The sequence below is a fragment of the Achromobacter sp. SX5 genome, from assembly GCF_056711425.1.
This window is the reverse complement of the sequence record NZ_CM160041.1, coordinates 3,129,782-3,152,274: the sequence shown is the minus strand read 5'-3', so window position 1 is coordinate 3,152,274 and position 22,493 is coordinate 3,129,782. Positions and strand designations below refer to the sequence as shown.

22 protein-coding genes are annotated in these 22,493 nt (G+C 67.2%); 17 read left to right on the top strand and 5 right to left on the bottom strand.

Annotation, left to right across the window (positions count from 1 at the left end; all coding sequences use genetic code 11):
* Nucleotide 1: 1 nt before the first annotated feature.
* Complete coding sequence (locus AC1M14_RS14840; RefSeq protein WP_102770940.1) at nucleotides 2-583, top strand: TetR/AcrR family transcriptional regulator; 582 nt, start codon at nucleotides 2-4, stop codon at nucleotides 581-583.
* Here the strand turns inward: AC1M14_RS14840 and AC1M14_RS14835 are convergent.
* The 5 genes from AC1M14_RS14835 to map all read right to left on the bottom strand — a co-directional run bounded on the left by AC1M14_RS14835 (nucleotide 578) and on the right by map (nucleotide 5,893).
* The gene (locus AC1M14_RS14835) at nucleotides 578-1,102 is read right to left on the bottom strand and encodes a YgjP-like metallopeptidase domain-containing protein (protein WP_102770941.1); all 525 of its coding nucleotides are present in this window, start codon (nucleotides 1,100-1,102) and stop codon (nucleotides 578-580) included. The genes AC1M14_RS14840 and AC1M14_RS14835 overlap by 6 nt on opposite strands.
* 32 nt (nucleotides 1,103-1,134) lie before the next feature.
* Entirely contained in the window at nucleotides 1,135-1,617 is a 483-nt protein-coding gene (locus tag AC1M14_RS14830) for a disulfide bond formation protein B (RefSeq protein ID WP_102770942.1), read from the bottom strand.
* A 33-nt stretch (nucleotides 1,618-1,650) separates the two neighbouring features.
* A complete protein-coding gene (locus AC1M14_RS14825) occupies nucleotides 1,651-2,364 on the bottom strand; it encodes a MarC family protein (RefSeq protein ID WP_102770943.1) in 714 nt (237 codons plus the stop codon).
* A gap of 81 nt (nucleotides 2,365-2,445) precedes the next feature.
* Entirely contained in the window at nucleotides 2,446-5,052 is a 2,607-nt protein-coding gene (locus AC1M14_RS14820; protein ID WP_479729897.1) for a [protein-PII] uridylyltransferase, read from the bottom strand.
* Between the two features lie 19 nt (nucleotides 5,053-5,071).
* Nucleotides 5,072-5,893 carry a type I methionyl aminopeptidase gene (gene map, locus AC1M14_RS14815; protein ID WP_102770945.1) on the bottom strand — a complete coding sequence of 274 codons (822 nt, stop codon included), beginning with the start codon at nucleotides 5,891-5,893 and terminating at the stop codon, nucleotides 5,072-5,074.
* 908 nt (nucleotides 5,894-6,801) lie between these two features.
* Here map and rpsB point away from each other — a divergent pair.
* From rpsB to AC1M14_RS14735, 16 genes are all read left to right on the top strand, one after another.
* Nucleotides 6,802-7,551, top strand: a complete 750-nt coding sequence (gene rpsB, locus AC1M14_RS14810; RefSeq protein ID WP_043542854.1) for a 30S ribosomal protein S2 — start codon at nucleotides 6,802-6,804, stop codon at nucleotides 7,549-7,551.
* A 183-nt stretch (nucleotides 7,552-7,734) separates the two neighbouring features.
* Complete coding sequence (gene tsf / locus AC1M14_RS14805) at nucleotides 7,735-8,613, top strand: translation elongation factor Ts (RefSeq protein ID WP_102770946.1); 879 nt, start codon at nucleotides 7,735-7,737, stop codon at nucleotides 8,611-8,613.
* A 94-nt stretch (nucleotides 8,614-8,707) separates the two neighbouring features.
* The gene (gene pyrH, locus AC1M14_RS14800) at nucleotides 8,708-9,424 is read left to right on the top strand and encodes a UMP kinase (protein WP_102770947.1); all 717 of its coding nucleotides are present in this window, start codon (nucleotides 8,708-8,710) and stop codon (nucleotides 9,422-9,424) included.
* A 15-nt stretch (nucleotides 9,425-9,439) separates the two neighbouring features.
* A complete protein-coding gene (gene frr, locus AC1M14_RS14795) occupies nucleotides 9,440-10,000 on the top strand; it encodes a ribosome recycling factor (protein WP_102770948.1) in 561 nt (186 codons plus the stop codon).
* A 154-nt stretch (nucleotides 10,001-10,154) separates the two neighbouring features.
* Nucleotides 10,155-10,919: a polyprenyl diphosphate synthase gene (gene uppS / locus AC1M14_RS14790; protein ID WP_102770949.1), complete on the top strand. Its 765-nt coding sequence runs from the start codon at nucleotides 10,155-10,157 to the stop codon at nucleotides 10,917-10,919.
* A gap of 57 nt (nucleotides 10,920-10,976) precedes the next feature.
* A complete protein-coding gene (locus tag AC1M14_RS14785) occupies nucleotides 10,977-11,834 on the top strand; it encodes a phosphatidate cytidylyltransferase (RefSeq protein ID WP_102770950.1) in 858 nt (285 codons plus the stop codon).
* The gene (locus AC1M14_RS14780) at nucleotides 11,831-13,030 is read left to right on the top strand and encodes a 1-deoxy-D-xylulose-5-phosphate reductoisomerase (RefSeq protein ID WP_479729896.1); all 1,200 of its coding nucleotides are present in this window, start codon (nucleotides 11,831-11,833) and stop codon (nucleotides 13,028-13,030) included. The genes AC1M14_RS14785 and AC1M14_RS14780 overlap by 4 nt, the downstream gene beginning before the upstream one ends.
* Before the next feature lie 68 nt (nucleotides 13,031-13,098).
* The gene (gene rseP, locus AC1M14_RS14775; RefSeq protein WP_479729895.1) at nucleotides 13,099-14,430 is read left to right on the top strand and encodes an RIP metalloprotease RseP; all 1,332 of its coding nucleotides are present in this window, start codon (nucleotides 13,099-13,101) and stop codon (nucleotides 14,428-14,430) included.
* A 53-nt stretch (nucleotides 14,431-14,483) separates the two neighbouring features.
* Entirely contained in the window at nucleotides 14,484-16,817 is a 2,334-nt protein-coding gene (gene bamA / locus AC1M14_RS14770) for an outer membrane protein assembly factor BamA (RefSeq protein ID WP_102770953.1), read from the top strand.
* A gap of 107 nt (nucleotides 16,818-16,924) precedes the next feature.
* On the top strand, nucleotides 16,925-17,485 hold the full coding sequence (locus AC1M14_RS14765; RefSeq protein WP_102770954.1) for an OmpH/Skp family outer membrane protein: 561 nt from the start codon (nucleotides 16,925-16,927) through the stop codon (nucleotides 17,483-17,485).
* A gap of 18 nt (nucleotides 17,486-17,503) precedes the next feature.
* Nucleotides 17,504-18,601, top strand: a complete 1,098-nt coding sequence (gene lpxD, locus AC1M14_RS14760) for a UDP-3-O-(3-hydroxymyristoyl)glucosamine N-acyltransferase (RefSeq protein WP_479729894.1) — start codon at nucleotides 17,504-17,506, stop codon at nucleotides 18,599-18,601.
* Nucleotides 18,602-18,667: 66 nt separating this feature from the next.
* Complete coding sequence (gene fabZ / locus AC1M14_RS14755) at nucleotides 18,668-19,123, top strand: 3-hydroxyacyl-ACP dehydratase FabZ (RefSeq protein WP_102770956.1); 456 nt, start codon at nucleotides 18,668-18,670, stop codon at nucleotides 19,121-19,123.
* Nucleotides 19,124-19,918, top strand: coding sequence for an acyl-ACP--UDP-N-acetylglucosamine O-acyltransferase (gene lpxA, locus AC1M14_RS14750; RefSeq protein ID WP_111825267.1), 795 nt, complete (start codon nucleotides 19,124-19,126; stop codon nucleotides 19,916-19,918).
* Complete coding sequence (gene lpxB, locus AC1M14_RS14745; RefSeq protein WP_102770958.1) at nucleotides 19,915-21,111, top strand: lipid-A-disaccharide synthase; 1,197 nt, start codon at nucleotides 19,915-19,917, stop codon at nucleotides 21,109-21,111. The genes lpxA and lpxB overlap by 4 nt, the downstream gene beginning before the upstream one ends.
* Complete coding sequence (gene rnhB, locus AC1M14_RS14740; RefSeq protein ID WP_102770959.1) at nucleotides 21,098-21,706, top strand: ribonuclease HII; 609 nt, start codon at nucleotides 21,098-21,100, stop codon at nucleotides 21,704-21,706. Before lpxB ends, rnhB begins: the two co-directional genes overlap by 14 nt.
* Nucleotides 21,703-22,491, top strand: a complete 789-nt coding sequence (locus AC1M14_RS14735) for a TrmH family RNA methyltransferase (RefSeq protein WP_479729893.1) — start codon at nucleotides 21,703-21,705, stop codon at nucleotides 22,489-22,491. Before rnhB ends, AC1M14_RS14735 begins: the two co-directional genes overlap by 4 nt.
* The last annotated feature ends 2 nt before the right edge of the window (nucleotides 22,492-22,493 follow it).

Genomic DNA, 22,493 nt, shown 5'->3' with positions numbered 1-22,493 from the left:
CATGCGCACCAAAGCGTTCGAGCCGGACGACATCGCCGACGCCGCCATGCAGGTGTTCTGGCGGCGCGGCTATGCCGCGACGTCGGTGCAGGACCTGGTCGACGGCACCGGCCTGTCGCGCAGCAGCCTGTACAACGCGTTCGAGAACAAACAGGGCCTGTACCGGCAGGCCCTGCGCCGCTACCAGGCCGTCACCGGGTCCAACGTGGCGCTGCTGTCCGGGCCTGGCTCGCCCAAGGCGCTGATCCGGCAGCTGCTGATGCGCGTGGCCGAGGACGAGTTGCGCGATCCGCAGCGGCGCGGCTGCCTGGCCGCCAACGCCTCGCTGGAACTGGCGGGGCAGGACGTCGCGGTCGCCGAACTGGTGGCGCACAACTTCCTGAGCCTGCAAAAAGCCCTGGAGCAACTGATCCGGCGCGGACAGCAATCGGGCGAGATCGCCGCCACGAAAAGCCCGCGGGCGCTGGCGCGGTTCTTCGTCGGCACCGTCCAGGGGCTGCGGGTGCTGGCCAAAGGCAGCCCCGCGCCGCAGCGGCGCCAATGCCTGCTGGATGTGATCGAGGTGGCGCTGGCCGCCTTATAGGCCTGCGCCGCCAGGGGCCGGCCAGAGCGCCTCGCCGGCATGGTCCAGGTGGGTCAGGTACAGCCGCAGGTCGAACTCGTACTGGTGGTACTGCGGCTCCATGTGCAGGCACAGGTTGTAGAAGGCCCGGTTGTGGTCCTTTTCCTTCAGGTGGGCCAGCTCATGGACCGCGATCATCTTCAGGAATTCCGCCGGCACCGTCTTGAACAGCGTCGCCACGCGGATCTCATGCTTGGCCTTGAGCTTGCCGCCCTGCACGCGCGACACGTAGGTATGCTGGCCCAGCGCGTGCTGGATCACGTGGATCTTGCTGTCGAAGGCGACCTTGTTGATCTGGTCGCCGTTGCGCATGTGCGTATTCTTCAGGTCCGTCACGTACTGGTACAGCGCGCGGTCCGTGCGCACGCCGTGCGCGCCCGCCGGATAGCGCGACCGCAGCGCCGCGCCCAGCTTGCCCTGGTCCAGCAGCTTGCGCGCCTGGAGCAACAGGTGTTCGGGGTAGCCGGTGAGGTATTTCAAATTCGACGCCGGGCATGCGTCCTGCGCTTCGGTCACGCGCGCCCGCGCCCGAACACGACCGGCAGCGCCATAAAGAACACGATGACGAAGAGCGCCAGGCTCCACAGGGCGTATTCGATGCCCAGCACCGACACCACGGCGTCCATGCAGGTGGCGTAGATGCCGAACAGCCATGGCACCGCGCCGTCCAGCCCCGTGCCGCTCATGAAGCGGTCGGCGAAGGTCTGGTCGCAGGACAGCATCTTGGCCGCCACGCTGTATTGGTACCAGGCGGCGACGACGCCGGCGGCCGCCAGTAGCGCGGACAGCGCGCCGCAGACGCGGGTCAGCGCGCGTCCGCCGCCGAACCCGCCCACCAGCGCGACGATGCCGATCGCCAGGTAGATCAGGCGCTGCATGACGCACCAGGCGCAGGGCGGCATGTCGAAGACGTGCTGGGATATCAGGGCGATGCCGACCGCGCCGAAGCAGAAAAGGGCGATGAGGCGGAGCAGGCGTTCGGAGCGTGAGGTCATTGTTCTGCGGTAGTGGTTGCGAAAGGCAGGGGCTTAGGCCTTGGGAATCGGAATTGGTTGCATCACCTGCTGCAGGACGCCAAGCAGCAGTTCGCGCGAGCCTTCCCAGAAGATCTGCACGCCCAGGCACAGCATGATGAAGGCCGACAGCCGCATGAATACGGCGGTGCCATTATCGCCGAGCCGGTGCAGCATCTGCGCGGCGAAGCGCAGGCAGATGTAGAGCGTCACGGACACGACGATAATGCCCGGGATCGAGCCGCCCAGGCGCACCAGGCTGAGCACGTGGTTCTGGTCGCGCAGCGAGACCCCGACCGTGATGGCCGCGGCGATCGAGCCCGGGCCGCAGCTGATCGGGAAGGTAAGCGGATAGAAGGCGCGGGCCTTGGCCATTTCGGGGGTGAAGGATTCGGCCATGCGCGCCACGCGTTCGGTGTCGGCGTCGGGCGAGTTCACCAGGCGCCAGGCGCTGGCGATCACCAGCATGCCGCCGCCGACCCGTACGATGGACAGCGAAATCCCGAAAAAACTCAGCAGCACGTTGCCGGCCACCATGGCCACGATCAGCATCAGGCAGACGTTGATGGCGACGCGCTTGGCCAGCACCATCCGGGTCGCGGAAGAAGCGCCTTCCGTCAGCGACAGGAAGATGGGCGCGATCGCGGGCGGATTGAGAAACGGCAGCAGCGTGGCCAGCGCGAAGAAAAAGCTGCTCCCGAAGACGCGTAGGTAGTCATTGAGCTGCATGGATGGCGGACGCCGCGTGGCCGAAAACCGGGATTGTATGCCGTCCGGCCGGCGCTGGCGATGCCGGCCGGACGGGCGGATTCAGGCGGCGCGGCGGCCGGCTTCCTCGCCGGCCAGCGCGTCCAGGACGTCGCGCTCGAACTGCATCTGGCTGCGCGGGCGGGTCAGTGCCGCGCCGTCCACGATGAACACGTCTTCGACCCGGTCGCCCAGCGTCATGATCTTGGCCATGACCAGGTTGACCTCGTGTTCGGCGAAGACGCGCGCCAGCGCGTGCAGCAGGCCGGGGCGGTCGGTGGCGATGACGGACAGTCGCCAGGACGTGCTGCGCTCGTCGGGCTGCAGCTCGGCCTGCGGCATGATGGGGAACACCCGCGACACGCGGGACTGGCGGCCGCGGCCGTAATAGCCGCCGCCGGAGCCATGCCGCTGCGCCGCGGCATGCGGGTCCTTGAGGCGTTCGGCCAGCTCGTGCTCGACCAGGGTGGCCTGGGCGCGCAGGTCGCTGGCGCCTTCGGGCAGCAGCACGATGAAGCTGTCCAGCGCCCAGCCGTGGCGCGTGGTGTGGATGCGGGCGTCCTGGATGGAGAGCGACTTGGCGTCGAAATAGCCGCAGATCGCCACGAACAGGTCGGGCGCGTCGCGGGTGTACACCATGATCTGCAGGCCCTCGCCGTGTTCGGTGGGGCGGGCCCGGACCACGGCCTGCGCCGGCTCGACCTGGTGGTACAGGTGGCGCGTGTGCCAGGCGATGTCGGAGGCGTCGTGGCGCAGGAAATACGCCACGTCCAGCTGGTTCCAGAAGGCTTCGCGGGCGTCGTCGCGCAGCCCCGCCCGCCGCGTCAGGCGGGCTGCCTCTTCCTTGCGCTCGGCCAGCACAGTGTGGGCGTCGGCGTGCGCGCCGCCCAGCGCGGCCAGCGTGAGCTTGTACAGGTCTTCGAGCAGCTTGCCTTTCCAGGCGTTCCAGACCTTGGGACTGGTGCCGCGGATGTCGGCCACGGTCAGCAGGTACAGCGCGGTCAGGCGGCGCTCGTTCTGCACGATGGCCGCAAAGTCCTGCACCACGGCCGGGTCGGACAGGTCGCGCTTTTGCGCCACGGCCGACATCAGCAGGTGCTGGCGCACAAGGAATTCGACCAGGGCGGTGTCCTCGGCCTCCATGCCGTGGTCCTGCGCGAACTTGCGCACCTCGCGCGCGCCGAGTTCGGAGTGGTCGCCGCCGCGGCCCTTGGCGATGTCGTGGAACAGCGCCGCCACGTACAGCAGCCAGTGCCGGTCCAGCCCGGCGATCAGCTGGCTGGCCAGCGGATATTCCTGCGCGTGCTCCGGCATGGTGAAGCGGCGCAGGTTGCGCACCACGGCCAGGGTGTGCTGGTCCACGGTATAGGCGTGGAACAGGTCGTGCTGCATCTGGCCGACGATGCGGCGGAACACCGGCAGGTAGCGCGGCAGGATGTTCAGCATGGTCATGCGCCGCAGCTCGTGCACGATGCCGCGCGGCTGCTGCAGGATCTGCAGGAACAGCTTGCGGTTGACCGGATTGCGGCGGAACTGCGCGTCGATGCGGTGGCGGGAATGCCAGATGGCGCGCAGCGTGCGGGCCGACATGCCGGTCAGTTCCGGATGCTGCTGCATCACCAGGAAGGCGCGCAGCAGCAGGGTGGGGTTACGCTCGAAACCGTCGTCGCGGATGATGTCCAGCCGGTCGCGCAGGTTGCGGAAATCGTCGTCGATTTCGCGCGCGTCGCTGTCGGGGCGCGGGAACAGCCGTTCCTCGATGTTCTGCACCAGGATGCCGTTCAGCTGCGTTACCAGGCGCGCGGCCCAGTAATAGCGCTGCATCAGCAGTTCGCTGCCGCGGCGCGTGGCGGTGGCGTGGATGCGGTAGACCTCGGCCAGCGCCGGCTGCAGGTCGAACAGCACGCGGTCCTCGCGCCGGTTGGCCAGCAGGTGCAGCTCGATGCGCAGGCGCTTGAAGGCCTGTTCCGCGCGGCGCAGGTCGCGCGCCTCCGAGGAGGTCAGCAGGCCGGCCTGCGCCACCGAGCGCCAGCTGTCGCCGAAGCCGGCCGCCCGCGCCATCCACAGGATCACCTGCAGGTCGCGCAGCCCGCCGGGCGATTCCTTGCAGTTGGGCTCCAGCGCGTAGGGCGTGTCGTGGTAGCGGGCGTGGCGCTGCTGCATCTCGACGCGCTTGGCGCGAAAGAAGGCGCGCGGGTCCAGGCGCGACTGCGTGGCGGCCTCGAACTTCTTCATCAGCGCGCGGCTGCCGGCCAGCCAGCGCGATTCCAGCAGCGCCGTCTCCACCGTGATGTCCGCCTCGGCCTCGCGCTCGCAGTCCTCGATGGTGCGCACGCTGTGGCCGGGCTCCAGCCCCAGGTCCCAGAGCGCGGCCACCAGCCGCCCGATGGCGGCCTCGTCCTCGCGCGTGGGGGCGTGCGGCAGCAGGATCAGCAGATCGACGTCCGAATGGGGGTAGAGCTCGCCGCGGCCGTATCCGCCCACGGCCGCCAGCGTGGCGCCGGCGGGCAGGGGGCAGTGCTTGACCAGGTCGCGCAGGGCGGCGTCGACGATGCGGCGCAGTTCGGTCAGCAGCGGGTCCGGCCTTTCGTGGCTGCGGAATTGGGCCACCGCCGCCTGCCGGGCTTCCTGGATGCGGGCGCGCAGGGCGCTGAGGGTGTCGGCGGTCATGGCGGCGGGCGGCGGGGCGTCAGACGGCGGGAATGACGAGGGGTTCGGTGATGAAGGCCGGCGGCTGGGGCATGCCGGGCGACAGGGTCAGCACTTCGTAGCCGGTTTCGGTCACGCATACGGCATGCTCCCACTGGGCCGACAGGCTGTGGTCGCGGGTGACCACGGTCCAGCCGTCGGACAGCTGGCGGATCTCGCGGCGGCCGGCGTTGATCATGGGCTCGATGGTGAACAGCATGCCGGTGGTCAGCGGCACGCCGGTGCCCGGCTTGCCGTAGTGCAGCACCTGCGGGTCTTCATGGAAGCGCTGGCCGATGCCGTGGCCGCAGAACTCGCGCACCACGGAAAAGCCGTTGGCTTCGGCGTGCTTCTGGATCGCGTGGCCGACGTCGCCCAGCGTGGCGCCATTCTTGACCTGCTGGATTCCCTTCCACATGCACTCGAAGGTGATTTCGCTGAGGCGGCGGGAAAGAATGGACTGTTCGCCCACCGCGTACATGCGGCTGGTGTCGCCGAACCAGCCGTCCTTGATGATGGTGACGTCGATATTCAATGAGTCCCCATTTTTCAGCACCTTGTCGCCCGGGATGCCATGGCAGACCTGGTGGTTGACCGAGGTGCAGATGGCGCCGGGGAAGGGCGGATAGCCGGGCGGCGCGTAGCCCACGGTGGCCGACTTCACGCCCAGCTCGTCGGTCAGATACTCCAGGCACAACCGGTCCAGCTCGCCGGTGGTGACGCCCGGCTTGACGTAGGGGGTGATGAAATCGAGAACTTTGGCGGCGTCCTGGCAGGCCGCGCGCATCTTGGCCAGATCGGCTTGATTGGTAATGGTGCCCATGGAGTAGCTTGGCTATCTGTCGCTTGAATGTCTGCTTGAAAGAATAGTAGAATTATAGGCTTCCCTAAATTTTTGGGGATGCATTAGGGTCTGGTAGGACATACCGGGGCGGAGCAAAAGCGCCTGCGGCATGACTGTCCGATTCTATAACTGGGTAGCGGCAAGAGCCGAACCCGGCGGATGTTGGCAAGGTGGGTTGACGCGGGTTTTGCGCGACCCCGGCCGTATTGGTTGGTGCGGGTCCATACATTGGGATCGTCGGCGCGCCCTGAAGTTTCACCGCAAGCGAAGGTTGTGGAGCGAATTCGGGCAGGCCGCGGGTGCCGGTGGCGGGATGCGGACATGACGGATGCGGGCCGGGCGGGTGCGGACGGCGGCAATTGCGCGGCTGGCGCGGCCGGGACGCGGTGCGCTTGCAGGCCTGGTCAGGTTTTTGAGCGGCGATGCAGGTTCAGGGTCTGTGCTCGGTGTGGATGTCGGATTAAGCTCTTGAAAACATTATTGTTTTCTTAAGAGATGCCCCGATGGTCTGATGCGCGGCTGGATGGAAGTTCAAGTCCGGACGCGAAGAGCAGGATATTCCAGAGCCGGATTTCGCCGCCGACAAAACCGGGTCGGGCGCGTCTCGAAGAAACTTCCAGGAAATTCCTGGCGGGTCGGGAGACGCAATGCAGGAGCGCGGCGCAGGTTTTTCGTCGTGGCGGCCGTCTGGGTTTATCGCGGCAGCGTAGTAAGCGGCATTCGAGGCGCCAGGCGCCGTGGGCGCCGGCATTATTGCGGCAGTGATCGGCCGGCCCGGTTAGAATTTTGTCATCCCGCCGTTGCGGGAAATCGCGCGCAACACCACCCAGGGTGTCAGCCAGAGGCTGATGCAGGTGCGGCGCAAGAAACAACCCTTGGAGAAAGTTATGTCTTTGATGCGCGAAATGCTGGAAGCGGGTGTCCACTTCGGTCACCAGACCCGTTACTGGAACCCCAAGATGGCCCCCTATATCTTCGGCCATCGCAACAAGATTCACATCATCAACCTCGAAAAGACGGTTGACAAGTACCAGGAAGCCACCAAGTTCGTGAAGCAGCTGGCTGCTCGCGGCGGCAACATCCTGTTCGTCGGCACCAAGCGCGCTGCGCGCGAGCTGGTCGCCGCCGAAGCTGCCCGTTGCGGCATGCCCTACGTCGACGCCCGCTGGCTCGGCGGCATGCTGACCAACTTCAAGACGGTCAAGACCTCGGTCAAGCGCCTGAAGGACATGGAAGCCGTGGTCGCCGAAGGCGGCGCCGAGCGCATGATCAAGAAGGAAGGCCTGCTGTTCCAGCGCGAACTGGAAAAGCTGAACAAGTCGATCGGCGGCATCAAGGACATGAACGGCCTGCCCGACGCCATGTTCGTGATCGACGTCGGCTACCACAAGATCGCCATCGCCGAAGCCAAGACGCTGGGCATTCCGGTCGTGGCCGTGGTTGACACCAACCACTCGCCCGACGGCATCGACTACGTCATCCCCGGCAACGACGACTCGGCCAAGGCCATCGCGCTGTACGCCAAGGGCATCGCCGACGCCGTGCTGGAAGGCCGCGAGCAGAACCTGAACGGTCTGGTCGAAGAGCTGGGCGAAGGCCAGGAAGAGTTCGTCGAAGTTCAGGACAACCAGGCCTAAGCCATAGTTGTCATGTCCGGCGCTTAGCGTCCGGGAGCGGCCCGGCATTCCGATCCGCTCCCGCCGTGCCGGCACAGCGAAGGTGGGCTCCCATCTTCCCGATCCGCCTGGCGCGGATGTCCCATCGAATCACACCACTGTCCCGGCCCGCCGGGACAAGTCCCTAGCAAAATTGGAGCAAACATGGCTGAAATTACCGCTGCCCTGGTCAAGGAACTGCGCGAAAAGACCGACGCCCCCATGATGGAGTGCAAGAAGGCCTTGACGGAAGCCGAAGGCGATCTGGCCCGCGCCGAGGAAATCCTGCGCGTCAAGCTGGGCAACAAGGCCAGCAAGGCCGCCGCCCGCGTCACCGCTGAAGGCCTGATCGGTCTGTTCATCTCCGCCGACGCCAAGCAAGGCGCCGTCATCGAAGTCAACTGCGAAACCGACTTCGTCGCCAAGAACGACGACTTCGTCGCCTTCGTGAACAAGCTGGCCGAACTGGTCGCCACGCAGAACCCGGCCGACGTGGCCGCGCTGTCGGCGCTGCCGTACGGCGAAGGCACGGTCGAAACGACCCGCACCGCCCTGATCGGCAAGATCGGCGAAAACATGTCGATCCGCCGCTTCGAGCGCATCGAGACCCCCAACGCGCTGGCCAGCTACGTGCACGGCGGCCGCATCGGCGTGCTGGTCGAGTACACCGGCGCCGAAGAAGTGGGCAAGGACCTGGCGATGCACATCGCCGCCACCAAGCCCAAGGCCCTGAACGCCGAAGGCGTGAACCCGGCCGACATCGCCGCCGAACGCTCGGTCGCCGAGCAGAAGGCCGCCGAATCGGGCAAGCCGGCTGAAATCGTCGCCAAGATGGTCGAAGGCTCGGTCCAGAAGTTCCTGAAGGAAGTCACCCTGCTGTCGCAGCCGTTCGTCAAGGACGACAAGGCCACCGTCGAGCAGATGCTGAAGGCCAAGGGCGCTTCGATCAGCAAGTTCGTGCTGTTCGTCGTCGGCGAAGGTATCGAGAAGAAGACCAGCGATTTCGCCGCTGAGGTTGCCGCTGCCGCCGCCGGCCGCGCCTAAACGGTAGTTTGCTTACAGGCCGGCACTGACTAAAATCAGGCCGGCCTATTTCTTGTCTTACACTTTCGTCGGATTGTTCTTCGGGATATCACCTATGAGCAGCAGATCATACAAACGGGTTCTTCTCAAACTTTCCGGCGAGGCGCTGATGGGCGAGGATGCCTTCGGCATCAATCGTTCCACCATCGTCCGCATGACCGATGAGATCGCCGAAGTCGCCGCCGCAGGCGTCGAGCTGGCCATCGTCATCGGCGGGGGCAACATCTTCCGTGGCGTCGCCCCGGGCGCGCAGGGCATGGACCGCGCGACCGCCGACTACATGGGCATGATGGCCACCATCATGAACGCGCTTGCGCTGCAGGACGCGCTCAAGCACAAGGGTATCGACACCCGCGTACAATCGGCCCTGAACATCGATCAGGTCGTCGAGCCTTACATCCGTCCCAAGGCCCTGCGCTACCTCGAAGAGGGCAAGGTCGTCATTTTCGCGGCCGGCACCGGCAATCCGTTCTTCACCACCGACACCGCCGCCGCCCTGCGTGGCGCCGAGATCGGCGCGGAGATCGTGCTGAAGGCCACCAAGGTGGACGGCATCTATAGCGCGGACCCCAACAAGGATCCCACCGCTACGCGTTACGCGCGCATCAGCTTCGACGAAGCGATCGTGCGCCGTCTGGAAGTGATGGACGCCACCGCCTTCGCGCTGTGCCGCGACCAGAAACTGCCGATCAAAGTGTTTTCGATCAATAAGTCCGGCGCCCTCAAGCGGGTGGTCAGCGGCGAAGACGAAGGCACCTTGGTACACGTTTAAAGAAAAGGAAATTCCATGAGCGTCGCAGAAATCCGTAAATCCGCCGAAGCCAGGATGGCCAAGTCGCTTGACACGCTCAAGACCAACCTGGCCAAGATCCGTACGGGCCGCGCCCATACCGGCATCCTGGACCACGTGCAGGTCGAGTACTACGGCTCGCCCGTGCCGATCAGCCAGGTCGGCAACGTGAACCTGGTCGACGCCCGCACCATCAGCGTGCAGCCTTACGAGAAACAGATGGCCGGCCCGATCGAGAAGGCCATCCGCGAATCGGACCTGGGCCTCAACCCCATCTCCATGGGCGACACCATCCGCGTGCCGATGCCGGCCCTGACCGAAGAGCGCCGCCGCGACCTGACCAAGGTGGTGCGCAGCGAAGGCGAGGACGCCAAGGTGGCCGTGCGCAACCTGCGCCGCGAGGCCAACGAAGCGCTCAAGCGCCTGGTCAAGGACAAGGAAATCTCCGAGGACGACGAACGCCGTTCGCAGGACGAGGTCCAGAAGCTGACCGACCGCAGCGTGGCCGACATCGACAAGATGGTCGCGCAGAAAGAAGCGGAAATCATGACCGTATAATTTCGGCACGTTCCGGACGCGGCCGGCATGGCCGCGTCTGTTCTTCGCGCGCCGTCTTTTCCATTGTTTCGCGGCTTTCCTACGCAACGGTGGAACGACGGCGCAGGCTTTTCCCGTATTCCGTTTGCACCGCTCAACGCGCAGTAATCAACCCATGGCAACCAGTTCGACCCAGGCGGTTCCCGAGACTCGCGACGTTCCCGAGCATGTGGCCATCATCATGGATGGCAATGGCCGGTGGGCCACGCGGCGCCTGCTGCCGCGCACCGCGGGCCATGCCAAGGGCGTGCAGGCGGTGCGGCGCGTGGTCGAGGCCTGCGGGCGCGCCGGCGTGCGCTACCTGACGCTGTTCGCCTTCAGTTCGGAGAACTGGCGCCGTCCCGCCGAAGAAGTGTCGCTGCTGATGCGCCTGTTCGTGCAGGCGCTGGAGCGCGAGGTCGGCAAACTGGAAGAGCAGGGCGTGCGCCTGCACGTCATCGGCGACCTGAGCGCGTTCGAGCCGCGGCTGCAGGAACTCATCTTCGCGGCGCAGGAACGCACCGCGCACAACGACCGCCTGCACCTGACCGTCGCCGCCAATTACGGCGGACGCTGGGACATCCTGCAGGCCACCCGCGCCATGCTGGCCGCCGAGCCGTCGCTGGCGACGCAGCCCCAGCTGGTGGACGAAGCGCGCCTGTCGCGCCATCTGTCCATGGCCTGGGCGCCCGAGCCCGACCTGTTCATCCGCACCGGTGGAGAGCAGCGCATTTCCAATTTCCTGATCTGGCAGATGGCCTACGCGGAGTTCTACTTCACCGACCGCTACTGGCCGGATTTCGGCGCGGCCGAGCTGCAGGCCGCCTTCGACTGGTACCGCACGCGCGAGCGCCGCTTCGGCCGCACCAGTGCGCAACTCCACGAAGACGGCGCGAAGTAATTCAAGCGGACGGCGACTAGCGCGTCTTTCCAGAGCCGTACACGAGGAGACCGTCACATGTTGGGCCAGCGTATCGTTACCGCCGTCATCCTGTTGGCCATTCTGGCCGCCACGATGGTCAGTGCGAATCCTTGGTGGTTCGTCGCCTTGCTGGCCCTGGCGGCCGCCTGCGCCAATTGGGAGTGGCTGCGCCTGACGCTGCCGCAACCGCCTTCCCCCCTGATTTCCGTCGGCGTGGCCGCGCTGCTGCTGGCCGGCATGCTGGCGCTCGCGTCGGCCTGGCTCGCGGGCCAGCGCAGCGGCGTGGCCGATCCGGCCTGGGTGCTGCGCTATGTGGTGCCGGCGGTGTGCGCCGTATGGCTGTTCGGCGGCGTCACGGCAGTGGTGCGCGGGCGCGCCGACGCGCCGCCGGCCAGCGCGGGCTGGTCGCTGTTTTCGGTGCCGGCGGCATTCGCCGCCTGGGCCGTGCTGGCGCAGATGTTCATGGCGCGCGGCGCCGGTTTCGTGGTGTCGCTGCTGGCGCTGGTGTGGGTGGCCGACATCGCCGCCTATTTTGCCGGCCGTGCGTTCGGCAGGCGTAAACTGGCTCCGCGGGTCAGTCCCGGCAAGACCATCGAGGGCGCCATCGCCGGCGTGCTCGGCGCGGTCGTCTGGATCGGCCTGTCCAGCCTGTGGGCCGGCACCTTCGGCCACGCCCTGGTCGAGCGCTGGACGCTGTGGCTGGCGCTGCCGATCGCCGCGCTGCTGGGCGTGCTGTCCATCGTCGGCGACCTGTTCGAATCGTTGCTCAAGCGCCGCGCCGGCCGCAAGGATTCCAGCTCGCTGCTGCCCGGCCATGGCGGCGTCTACGACCGCATCGACGCGATCCTGCCGGTCGCGCCGTTCGCGCTACTTTTGTCTGGAGTGTTGTTTTGACGGCTTTTCAACGCGTCGTGGTGCTGGGATCGACCGGTTCGATCGGTGAAAGCACGCTGGATGTGATCGCCCGCCACCCCGAGCGGCTGGCGGTGTATGCCTTGTCCGCCTACAGCCGGATGCAGCGCCTGGCGGAACAGGCCGAAGCCAGCGGCGCGGCGGTGGTGGTGGTGCCCGACGAGGCCGCCCGCCGCCAGTTCGCCGCCGCCTGGAGCGGCGCGCGGCCCATGCCCGAGATCCGGGTCGGCGCGCAGGCGCTGGCCGATACCGCGGGCGACCCGCAGTGCGATTCGGTCATGGCGGCCATCGTCGGCGCCGCGGGCCTGCCCGCCGCGCTGGCGGCCGCGCGCAGCGGCAAGCGCGTGCTGCTGGCCAACAAAGAGGCGCTGGTGGCCGCCGGCTCGCTGTTCATGCAGGCCATACGCGACAACGGCGCCGAACTCCTGCCTATCGACAGCGAACACAACGCGATCTTTCAATGCATGCCCACCGGCGGGCGCGCCCTGGCGCCGGATGCGCCGGCGCCCGGCGTGCGGCGCCTGCTGCTGACGGCCTCGGGCGGGCCGTTTCGCGGCCGCGACCTGGAAGACCTGCACGACGTCACGCCGGCCCAGGCCTGCGCCCATCCCAACTGGAGCATGGGCCGCAAGATCTCGGTGGATTCCGCCACCATGCTCAACAAGGGCCTGGAGGTGATCGAGGCGCACTGGCTGTTCGCCATGCCGGCCGAACGCATCGAGGTCGTGGTGCATCCGCAGAGCGTGGTGCATTCCATGGTCGAGTACAACGACGGTTCGGTGCTGGCGCAGCTGGGCCAGCCCGACATGCGCACGCCGATCGCCTACGGCCTGGGCTTTCCCGAGCGGCTGGAAAGCGGCGTGGGGCCGCTGGACCTGACGCGCCTGGGGCGGCTGGACTTCGAAAAACCCGATCTGGCCCGGTTCCCGTGCCTGGCGCTGTCGTTCGCGGCGCTGCGCGCCGGGCAGGGCGCCTGCGTGGCCCTGAACGCCGCCAACGAAGTGGCCGTCGAGGCCTTCCTGGCGGGCCGGCTTCCCTATACCTGGATCGCGCGGGTGATCGAGGCTTCCCTGGAGTGGCAGGCGCGACAGGGTTCTGTTACGCTCGGTAGTCTTGACGACGTGCTTGCCCTGGACGCCGCCACGCGCGCGTACGCGGGCAACCTGGGGCTGGCCTGAAAGGCAGGGCAAGGTCCGGTTGAATTCAGACCCGCCCGCCACCGACTCCCCGGATTTTTAAGAATTTCATGCTTTTTACGCTGCTGGCCTTCGCGGTTGCGCTTGGCACCCTGATCGTCTTTCATGAGCTGGGGCACTATTGGGTGGCCCGGCTGTGCGGCGTCAAGATCCTGCGGTTCTCGGTAGGCTTCGGCAAGGTCGTCGCCAGCCGCTACGACAGCCACGGCACCGAGTGGGCGCTGTCGGCCTGGCCGCTGGGCGGCTACGTCAAGATGCAGGACGATCCCCCTCCCGGCGCCAGCGCCGAGGAAGCGGCGGCCGCCTTCAGCCGCAAGCCGGTCGGCCAGCGCATCGCCATCGTCGCGGCCGGCCCCATCTTCAACCTGATCCTCGCGGTATTCCTTTATGCCGGCCTGAACATGGCCGGCACCGAGGAGCCCGTGGCCGTCATCGCCCAGCCCGCGGCCGAGACCCCCGCCGCCCGGGCCGGCCTGCTGCCGGGCGACCGCATCCTGGCCATCGACGGCGAGCAGATCGCCTCCTGGTCGGACGCGCGCTGGCGCCTGATGGACGTGATGGCCACCGGCGGCACCACCCAGATCGAGGTCCGCAACGCCAGCGGCTCCGTGCACCTGCGCGAACTGGCGCTGCCCTCCAATTCCATGGACCCCTCCGGCGGAGACCCGCTGGCGGCCGCCGGCATCCGGCTGGCCCAGCCCCGGCCCGCGGTGCGCGCCGTGATCGACGGCGGGGAAGGGCAGGCCGCCGGCCTGCGGCCGGGCGACCTGGTGGTGGCGGTCGATGGCGCGCCCACGCCCGACACCGGCGCCCTGGTCCGGCAGATCCAGGAAAGCGCCGGCAAGACCCTGGCGCTGACGCTGGTGCGCGACGGCGCCGAGATCTCCCTGAACGTCACCCCGCGCGTCGAAACGGTGGACGGCCGCGAGATCGGCCGGCTGGGCGTGCAGCTGGGCGGCGACGTCCCGATGGTGACGGTCCGCTACGGTGTGTTCGAAAGTCTGTGGCGCGGCGCGGTCCGCACCTGGGACACAGCGTGGTTCTCGCTGCGCATGATGGGCCGCATGGTGACCGGCGACGTGTCCTGGCGCAACGTCAGCGGCCCCGTGACCATCGCCGACTACGCCGGCCAGACCGCGAGAATCGGAATTGTTGCTTATATCGCGTATATCGCCTTGATCAGCATCAGCCTGGGCGTTCTAAATTTGCTACCCATTCCTATGCTGGACGGCGGCCATCTGCTGTACTATCTCGTCGAAATTGTGCGGGGCAGCCCGCCGCCCGCGAGGTGGATCGATATCGGACAGCGCGCCGGCATAGGTTTGTTGGCAGGCCTGATGGGGCTGGCGCTGTTCAACGATTTCACGCGTTTGTTCACCTGAGCGCGATTTAGCATAAAATCCCCCGCCATTTGCACGACCGAGGATACTCAAGGATGTCTTTTCGCCGGATGTTTCATCACAAAAAGGGTGTACTGCCGGGTCTGATCGCCGCACTGCTAGTACCGGCCATGGCCCACGCCTTCGACCCTTTTGTCGTGCGGGATATCCGCGTAGAAGGGATCCAACGCACCGACGCCGGCACCGTCTTCGGCTATCTGCCCGTCAAGGTTGGCGAACAGTTCACCGAGCAAGAGGCCACCGAGGCCATCCGGCGCCTGTACGGCACGGGCTTTTTCTCCGACGTGCAGATCCAGACCGACAATAACGTCGTCGTGGTGGTGGTGCAGGAGCGCCCCACCATCGCCTCGGTCAACTTCAACGGCATGCGCGAGTTCGACTCCAAGGCCATCACCACGTCGCTGGCGCAGGTGGGCTTTGCCGAGGGCCGCATCTTCGACCGCTCCATGCTCGAACGCGCCGAATACGAACTCAAGCAGCAGTACCTGTCCAAGGGCAAGTACGGCGTCGAGGTCACCGCCACCGTCACGCCGCTGCCGCGCAACCGCGTGGGCGTGAGCTTCGACGTGTTCGAAGGCTCGGTCGCGCGCATCCAGGAAATCCGCTTCGTCGGCAACAAGGCGTTCTCCGAAGGCGACCTGCTGGACGTGTTCCAGCTGACCACGCCCGGCTGGCTGACCTGGTACACCGACACCGACAAATACTCGCGCGAGAAGCTCGAAGGCGACCTGGAACGCCTGCGCTCGTTCTACCTGGACCAGGGTTACCTGGAATTCTCGGTCGAGCCGCCGCAGGTCACGATTTCGCCGGACCGCAAGGACATCCGCATCACCATCACCGTGCACGAGGGCGAGCCCTACAAGGTGCGCAGCGTGAAGCTGGCGGGCAACCTGCTGGGCCTGGACAAGGAAATCAACGCGCTGCTGCAGGTCAAGCCTGACGAGACGTTCTCGGCGGCCAAGGCCAACGACTCGGCCAAGGCCATCACCGACTACCTGGGCGAACTGGGCTACGCCTTCGCCAACGTCAACCCCAACCCGCAGCTGGATCGCGCCAAGCACGAGGCCGACCTGACGTTCTACGTCGACCCGAGCCGCCGCGTGTACGTGCGCCGCATCCAGATCGGCGGCAACACCCGCACCCGCGACGAGGTGGTGCGCCGCGAGATGCGCCAGCAGGAAGCGGCCTGGTACGACGCCAAAGACATCAAGACCTCGCGCGACCGTATCGACCGCCTGGGCTATTTCAGCGACGTCAACGTCAAGACTGACCCGGTGCCGGGCTCGCCCGACCAGGTCGACGTCAACGTCGACGTCAAGGAAAAGCCCACCGGCATGATCAACCTGGGCGTGGGCTACGGTTCGTCGGAAAAGGCGATCCTGTCGGCCGGCATCAGCGAAGACAACGTGTTCGGCAGCGGCACCAACCTGACCCTGCAGCTGAACACCAGCAAGACCAACCGCGCGATCGTGCTCTCGCACACCGATCCGTACTGGACCAAGGACGGCATCAGCCGCACGTCGTCGGCCTACTACCGCGTGACCGAGCCCTGGAACAACAACGACGGCGACTATCGCGTCAAGGCCATGGGCCTGGGCATGAACTTCGGCGTGCCGATCTCGGAATACGACCGCATCTTCCTGGGCGCCAACTTCGAACGCAACCAGATCGAGCTGTACAACAACTCGCCGGCCGCCTACGAGAAGTTCGTCGACGACTACGGCGATTCGACCAACTCGGTGATCCTGAGCGCGGGCTGGTCCAAGGACACGCGCGACAGCGCGCTGGCGCCGACCAAGGGTTCGTACACCCGCCTGAAGGCCGACGTTTCCACCATCGACCTGCAGTACACGATGCTGACGGCCCAGCAGCAGTACTACGTGCCGCTGGGCGGTTCGTACACCCTGGCCCTGAACGGTCTGGTGGACTGGGGCCAGAGCTACGGCAGCAAGGACTACCCGGTCATCAAGAACGTCTACGCCGGCGGCATCGGCACCGTGCGCGGCTACGAAGGCTCCTCGCTGGGCCCGCGCGACACCAAGACGGGCGACTACCTGGGCGGCACGCGCCGCATCGTGGCCAACGCCCAGCTGTACCTGCCGTTCCCGGGGGCCTCGAAAGACCGCACCCTGCGCTGGTTCATCTTCTCGGACGCGGGCCAGGTTTCGGCCGGCAGCGGCCTGTCTTGCACCAACGGCAAGCCGGGCAGCGAGGTGGAAGATCCTTGCGGCTGGCGGTTCTCGGCCGGTATCGGCCTGTCGTGGCAGTCGCCGATGGGGCCGTTGCAGTTGTCGTACGCGCGTCCGCTCAACGCCAAGCAGGGCGACGACAAGCAGAGCTTCCAGTTCCAGATCGGGACCGGGTTCTGAGCGCCGTTACGCTTGAAAACAAGGCAGGAGGCCGGCTGGCCGGCTCCCTTGCCGTTTAGTGGCACAATACACACTTTGGCTTTGCCTTACTGGAAGGTGAGATTTTCATGATGTCTGATTCCGCACTTAAAACATCGAATTCGCTGCGCGCCAAGCGCCGCGGCAAGCTGGGGGGTTCCATCGCCCTGGTGGGTGCGCTCATTCTCGGTTCGGCCGCAGCGATTCCCGCGCAGGCGCAAGGCACCAAGATCGGTTTCGTCAACACCGAGCGGATCCTGCGCGAGTCGGGTCCGGCCAAGGCCGCCCAAAGCAAGATCGAAGCCGAATTCAAGAAGCGCGACGATGAACTCCAGCGCTTGAACAACAACCTGCGTTCGCAGGCCGAGAAGTTCGACAAGGACGCGCCCGTCCTGTCGGAATCCGACCGCGTCAAGCGCCAGCGTGAACTGTCCAACCTGGATACCGACCTGCAGCGCAAGCGCCGCGAGTTCCAGGAAGACTTCAACCGCCGCCGCAACGAGGAATTCTCGGGCATCGTGACCAAGGCCAACGAGGCCATCAAGCGCATCGCCGAGCAGGAAAGCTACGACCTGATCATTCAGGACGCCGTGACGGTCAACCCGCGCATCGACATCACCGACAAGGTGATCCAGAGCCTGGGCAAGTAAAACAGCAGCTGTCGCACCATGCCGGTTTTACTGGATCTTGTCCGCGCGCCGACGCTTGAAGCACTGTTGAGCGCCGCCAATACCCAGGGTCTGGACTGGCGTATCAGCGCGCAGCCTGGCGCAGACCCGTTGCGGGTCTGCGGCATCGGCACCCTGTCATCGGCGGGCCCCCAGGAAATCGCATTCCTGGCCAATCCCCGCTACCAGGGCCAGCTCGGCGCCACGCGCGCCGCCGCGGTCATCGTCTCCCCCGACGTGGCCGAGGCCCTGGAGGCCGAGGGCAGCGCCCGGCCGCCGTTCGCGCTGGTCGTCTGCAAGCATCCCTATCTGCTTTACGCCCGCGTGGCGCAGTGGTTCGACGCCGCCCGCCGGCCCGAGCTGCCCGGCAGCACGCATCCGTCCGCGGTGGTGGCCGAAGACGCCGTCATCGAAGAGGGCGCGCGCATCGGCCCGCATTGCGTGGTCGAGGCCGGCGCCCGGATCGGCCGGGGCGCGGTGCTGGGCCCGGGTTGCGTCATCGGCGCCGGCTCGTCCGTGGGCCCGGGCAGCCTGCTGCATGCCCACGTCACCCTGTACGAAGGCGTCAAGGTGGGCGCGCGCGCCATCATCCACAGCGGCGCCGTGCTGGGCGCGGACGGCTTCGGCTTCGCGCCGGACCCGACGCTGGGCCAGGGCGCCTGGGGCAAGATTCCGCAGCTGGGCGGCGTGACCATCGGCGATGACGTCGAGATCGGCGCCAACACCACGGTCGACCGTGGCGCGCTGGAAGACACCATCGTGGCCGACGGCGTGAAGCTGGACAACCAGATCATGATCGGGCACAACTGCCGCATCGGCGCGCATACCGCGATGGCGGCCTGCGTCGGCGTGGCCGGCTCGACCACGATAGGCGAGCGCTGCACCATCGGCGGAGCCGCCATGCTGTCGGGCCACCTGACGCTGGGCGACGACGTCCACATCTCGGGCGGCACCGCGGTCACCTCCAGCATTTCGAAGCCCGGCCGCTATACCGGCGTGTTCCCGTATGCGGAGCACGGCGACTGGCAGCGCAACGCCGCCGTGATACAGCAGTTGGCGCAATTGCGCCGCCGCGTGCGGACGCTGGAAAAAGAGTAGGGCGCATCGCCGCCCCGGCGCGTCCGCGCCGCGAAATTATTTCACTTTGCAGGAAAGCACAGAAAAATGGAACTCGACATCAAGGGGATCATGGAGAGGTTGCCGCATCGTTACCCGATGCTGCTGATTGATCGCGTCGTCGAAATGGTGCCTGGCAAGTCCATCGTGGCCATCAAGAATGTCTCGATCAATGAACCGTTTTTCAACGGCCACTTTCCGCATCATCCGGTGATGCCCGGCGTGCTCATCGTCGAAGCCATGGCGCAGGCCGCGGCGCTGTTCTCGTTCACCGACGAGGACGGCGGGCTCAAGTGCGAAGGCGCCAAGACGGCGTACTACCTGGTCGGCATCGACGGCGCGCGTTTCCGCCGCCCCGTGGTGCCGGGCGACCAGCTGCGCATCGAGGCGCAGGCCGAGCGTTTGAGCCGCAGCATCTGTAAATACAATGCGCGCGCCACGGTGGACGGCCAGGAAGTCGCCTCGGCCAAGCTGATGTGCGCGATCCGCAGCCTGGAAGACTAAATGGCAGGAAACATTCACCCCACCGCCGTCGTCGATCCGGCGGCCAAGCTCGATCCTAGCGTGGTGGTCGGCGCCTATGCCACGATCGGTCCCGACGTGACCATCGGCGCGGGCACCGAAATCGGCCCGTACTGCATGGTGGACGGGGTGACGACCATCGGGCGCGACAACCGCTTCTACCGCTATTGTTCCATCGGCGGCATGCCGCAGGACAAGAAGTACAAGGGCGAGCCCACCCGCCTCGAGATCGGCGACCGCAACACGGTACGCGAATTCGTCACGCTCAACACGGGCACCGTGCAGGACGGCGGCGTCACCACGCTGGGCGACGACAACTGGATCATGGCCTACGTGCACGTGGCGCACGACTGCCACATCGGCAGCAACACCATCCTGGCCAATTCGGTGCAGCTGGGCGGCCACGTCCATGTCGGCGACTGGGCCATCGTGGGCGGCCTGACCGGCGTGCACCAGTTCGCCCGCATCGGCGCGCACAGCATGACCGGCGGCAACAGCTCGCTGATGCAGGACACGCCGCCTTTCGTGCTGGCCGCCGGCAATCCGTGCCGGCCGGTAGGCGTGAATGTCGAAGGCCTGAAGCGCCGCGGTTTCACCGCCGCCCAGATCTCGGCGCTGCGCGACGCCTACAAGATCATCTACCGCCGCGGGCTGTCCCTGGACGCGGCGCGCGCCGAGCTGCGCGCCCGCCAGCAGGCCGAACCGGAAGTCGCCGAGCACCTGCAGACGATGCTCGACTTCCTGGACGTCGCCAGCCGCGGCATCATCCGGCCATGAGCTACCGGATCGGCATGGTGGCCGGCGAGCCTTCGGGCGACCTGCTGGCCGGCCGCATCATTGCCGGTCTGCAGGCCCGCGATGCCGGCGTGCGCTGCGAGGGCATAGGGGGGCCGCAGATGCAGGCCCGCGAATTCGACGCCTGGCATCCCATGCACGCGCTGACCGTGTTCGGCTACGTCGACGCGCTCAAGCGCCTGCCCAGCCTCCTGGGCACCTACCGCGACGTCAAGCGCCGCTGGCTGGCCGAGCCGCCCGCGGTCTTCGTCGGCATCGACGCGCCGGACTTCAACCTGCGCCTGGAGCACCAGCTGCGCCAGGCCGGCACGCCCACCGTGCATTTCGTCGGCCCGTCGATCTGGGCCTGGCGCTACGAACGCATCCACAAGATCCGCGAATCGGTGTCGCACATGCTGGTGCTGTTCCCGTTCGAGGAAGAGATCTACCGCAAGGAAGGCATTCCGGTCACTTACGTGGGCCATCCGCTGGCCGGCGCGGTGCCGATGAAACCCGACCGCGCCGCCGCGCGCGAGCGCCTGGGCATAGACCAGAACGCGCGCGTGCTGGCCATCCTGCCGGGCAGCCGCTCGTCCGAAATCCGCCTGTTGGCGCCGCGCTTCCTGCAGGCCGCGCAACTGCTGCAGAAGAAGGACCCGGCCCTGCAATGCGTGGTGCCCATGGTCAACGACCAGCGGCGCGCCGAATTCCAGGCCATCCTGGCCCAGTATCCGGTGCCCGGGCTGCGCTGCGTGACCGCGCAGGACCTGCACGGCGAGGGCGGCGAACGCCAGGCGCCGGTGGCCTGGTCGGTTATGGAGGCCGCCACCGCGGTGCTGGTGGCCAGCGGCACGGCCACGCTGGAGACGGCGCTGTACAAGCGTCCCATGGTGATCTCCTACGTGCTGTCGCCCTGGATGCGGCGCATCATGGCCTGGAAATCCGGCCAGCAGCGGCCTTATCTGCCGTGGGTGGGCCTGCCCAACGTGCTGCTGCGCGATTTCGCCGTGCCCGAACTGCTGCAGGACGACGCCACGCCCGAAAAGCTGGCCGAGGCCACCTGGACGGCGCTCAGCGACGAGGCGCTGGCGGCCCGCATCGAGGCCCGCTTCACGGCCTTGCATCAGGATTTGTTGCGCGATACGCCGGCGCTGGCCGCTCAGGCGATCCTGGAGGTGGCCGGTGGAGCAGCCTGATCTGTTCGCCGCGCCCGAGCAGCCGCCGCTGGTGACGGCCGGCGTCGACGAGGCCGGCCGCGGCCCGCTGGCTGGCGCCGTCTACGCCGCCGCCGTGATACTCGATCCCGCCCGCCCCATCGCCGGGCTGGCGGACTCCAAGGTGCTCAAGCCCGAGACGCGCGAGGCGCTGGCGCTGGAGATCCGCGAATGCGCGCTGGCCTGGTTCGTGGCCAGCGCCAGCGTCGCCGAAATCGACAGCCTGAACATCCTGCGCGCCACCATGCTGGCCATGCAGCGCGCGGTCCAGGGCCTGTCGGTGCTGCCGCAGCTGGCGCTGGTCGACGGCAACCAGGCGCCCAAGCTGGGCTGCACGGTGCAGACCGTCATCAAGGGCGACGCGCTGGTGCCGGCGATTTCGGCCGCTTCCATCCTGGCCAAGACCGCGCGCGACGCGGACCTGCTGCGGCTGCACGCGCTGTATCCCCAGTATGCGTTCGACCAGCACAAGGGCTACGGCACGCCGCTGCACCTGCAGATGTTGCGCGAACACGGCCCCTGCGCCGAGCACCGCCGCAGCTTCGCGCCTATCAAGGCCTTCGGCCTGACGCCATGAAGCACATCAGTTCCCGCGACAACCCCGCGGTCAAGGCGCTGGCCAGGCTGGCCGGCACCGCCGGCAAGCGCGGCGCGCCCGTGCTGCTGGACGGCGTGCACCTGTGCCAGGCCTGGCTGCAGCACTACGGCGCGCCGGACCGGGCGGTGTTCGACGTCGAGCGCCTGTCGCAGCCCGACATCGCCGCGCTGGCCGCGGCCGTGCCCGAGGCCCGCTCGCTGGCCCTGGACGCGCGGCTGATGCAGTCGCTGGCCAGCGTCGAAAGCGGGCAGGGCGTGGCTTTCCTGGTCACGCCGCCGGCCGTCGAGCCGCCCGACGCCATCGCCGAGAATTGCGTGCTGTTCGACCGTATCCAGGACCCGGGCAACGTAGGCACCTTGCTGCGCACCTGCGCGGCGGCCGGCGTGAAGCGGGTGTTCCTGGCGACCGGCACGGCCGCGGCCTGGTCTCCCAAGGTGCTGCGCAGCGGCCAGGGCGCGCATTTCGCCCTGGCGATCCATGAACACGTCGATCTGGCCGCGCTGCTGCCGCGGCTGCGGGTGCCGCTGGTGGCCACCGCGCTGGAAGGCGCCCGGGACCTGTACGCCGGGCAACTGCCGGCGCGCTGCGCCTGGGTCTTCGGCCACGAGGGCCAGGGCGTGGCGCCGGCCCTGCTGGCCGCGGCCCGCGTCAAGCTGCGTATCCCGCACGACGAGGCCGCCGTGGAATCGCTCAACGTGGGCGCGGCGGCCGCCATCTGCCTGTTCGAGCAGCGCCGCCAGGCGCTGGCCGGCGGCGCGGGCTGAGC

What these genes read in the sequence shown, in the direction of transcription:
- lpxA (WP_111825267.1), top strand. Translation starts at nt 19,124, where the DNA reads ATGGCAGGAAACATTCACCCCACCGCCGTCGTCGATCCGGCGGCCAAG.
- fabZ (WP_102770956.1), top strand. Translation starts at nt 18,668, where the DNA reads ATGGAACTCGACATCAAGGGGATCATGGAGAGGTTGCCGCATCGTTAC.
- AC1M14_RS14735 (WP_479729893.1), top strand. Translation starts at nt 21,703, where the DNA reads ATGAAGCACATCAGTTCCCGCGACAACCCCGCGGTCAAGGCGCTGGCC.
- lpxD (WP_479729894.1), top strand. Translation starts at nt 17,504, where the DNA reads ATGCCGGTTTTACTGGATCTTGTCCGCGCGCCGACGCTTGAAGCACTG.
- AC1M14_RS14765 (WP_102770954.1), top strand. Translation starts at nt 16,925, where the DNA reads ATGATGTCTGATTCCGCACTTAAAACATCGAATTCGCTGCGCGCCAAG.
- lpxB (WP_102770958.1), top strand. Translation starts at nt 19,915, where the DNA reads ATGAGCTACCGGATCGGCATGGTGGCCGGCGAGCCTTCGGGCGACCTG.
- AC1M14_RS14840 (WP_102770940.1), top strand. Translation starts at nt 2, where the DNA reads ATGCGCACCAAAGCGTTCGAGCCGGACGACATCGCCGACGCCGCCATG.
- bamA (WP_102770953.1), top strand. Translation starts at nt 14,484, where the DNA reads ATGTCTTTTCGCCGGATGTTTCATCACAAAAAGGGTGTACTGCCGGGT.
- frr (WP_102770948.1), top strand. Translation starts at nt 9,440, where the DNA reads ATGAGCGTCGCAGAAATCCGTAAATCCGCCGAAGCCAGGATGGCCAAG.
- AC1M14_RS14830 (WP_102770942.1), bottom strand. Translation starts at nt 1,617, where the DNA reads ATGACCTCACGCTCCGAACGCCTGCTCCGCCTCATCGCCCTTTTCTGC.
- map (WP_102770945.1), bottom strand. Translation starts at nt 5,893, where the DNA reads ATGGGCACCATTACCAATCAAGCCGATCTGGCCAAGATGCGCGCGGCC.
- AC1M14_RS14820 (WP_479729897.1), bottom strand. Translation starts at nt 5,052, where the DNA reads ATGACCGCCGACACCCTCAGCGCCCTGCGCGCCCGCATCCAGGAAGCC.
- tsf (WP_102770946.1), top strand. Translation starts at nt 7,735, where the DNA reads ATGGCTGAAATTACCGCTGCCCTGGTCAAGGAACTGCGCGAAAAGACC.
- AC1M14_RS14825 (WP_102770943.1), bottom strand. Translation starts at nt 2,364, where the DNA reads ATGCAGCTCAATGACTACCTACGCGTCTTCGGGAGCAGCTTTTTCTTC.
- uppS (WP_102770949.1), top strand. Translation starts at nt 10,155, where the DNA reads ATGGCAACCAGTTCGACCCAGGCGGTTCCCGAGACTCGCGACGTTCCC.
- rpsB (WP_043542854.1), top strand. Translation starts at nt 6,802, where the DNA reads ATGTCTTTGATGCGCGAAATGCTGGAAGCGGGTGTCCACTTCGGTCAC.
- pyrH (WP_102770947.1), top strand. Translation starts at nt 8,708, where the DNA reads ATGAGCAGCAGATCATACAAACGGGTTCTTCTCAAACTTTCCGGCGAG.
- AC1M14_RS14785 (WP_102770950.1), top strand. Translation starts at nt 10,977, where the DNA reads ATGTTGGGCCAGCGTATCGTTACCGCCGTCATCCTGTTGGCCATTCTG.
- rseP (WP_479729895.1), top strand. Translation starts at nt 13,099, where the DNA reads ATGCTTTTTACGCTGCTGGCCTTCGCGGTTGCGCTTGGCACCCTGATC.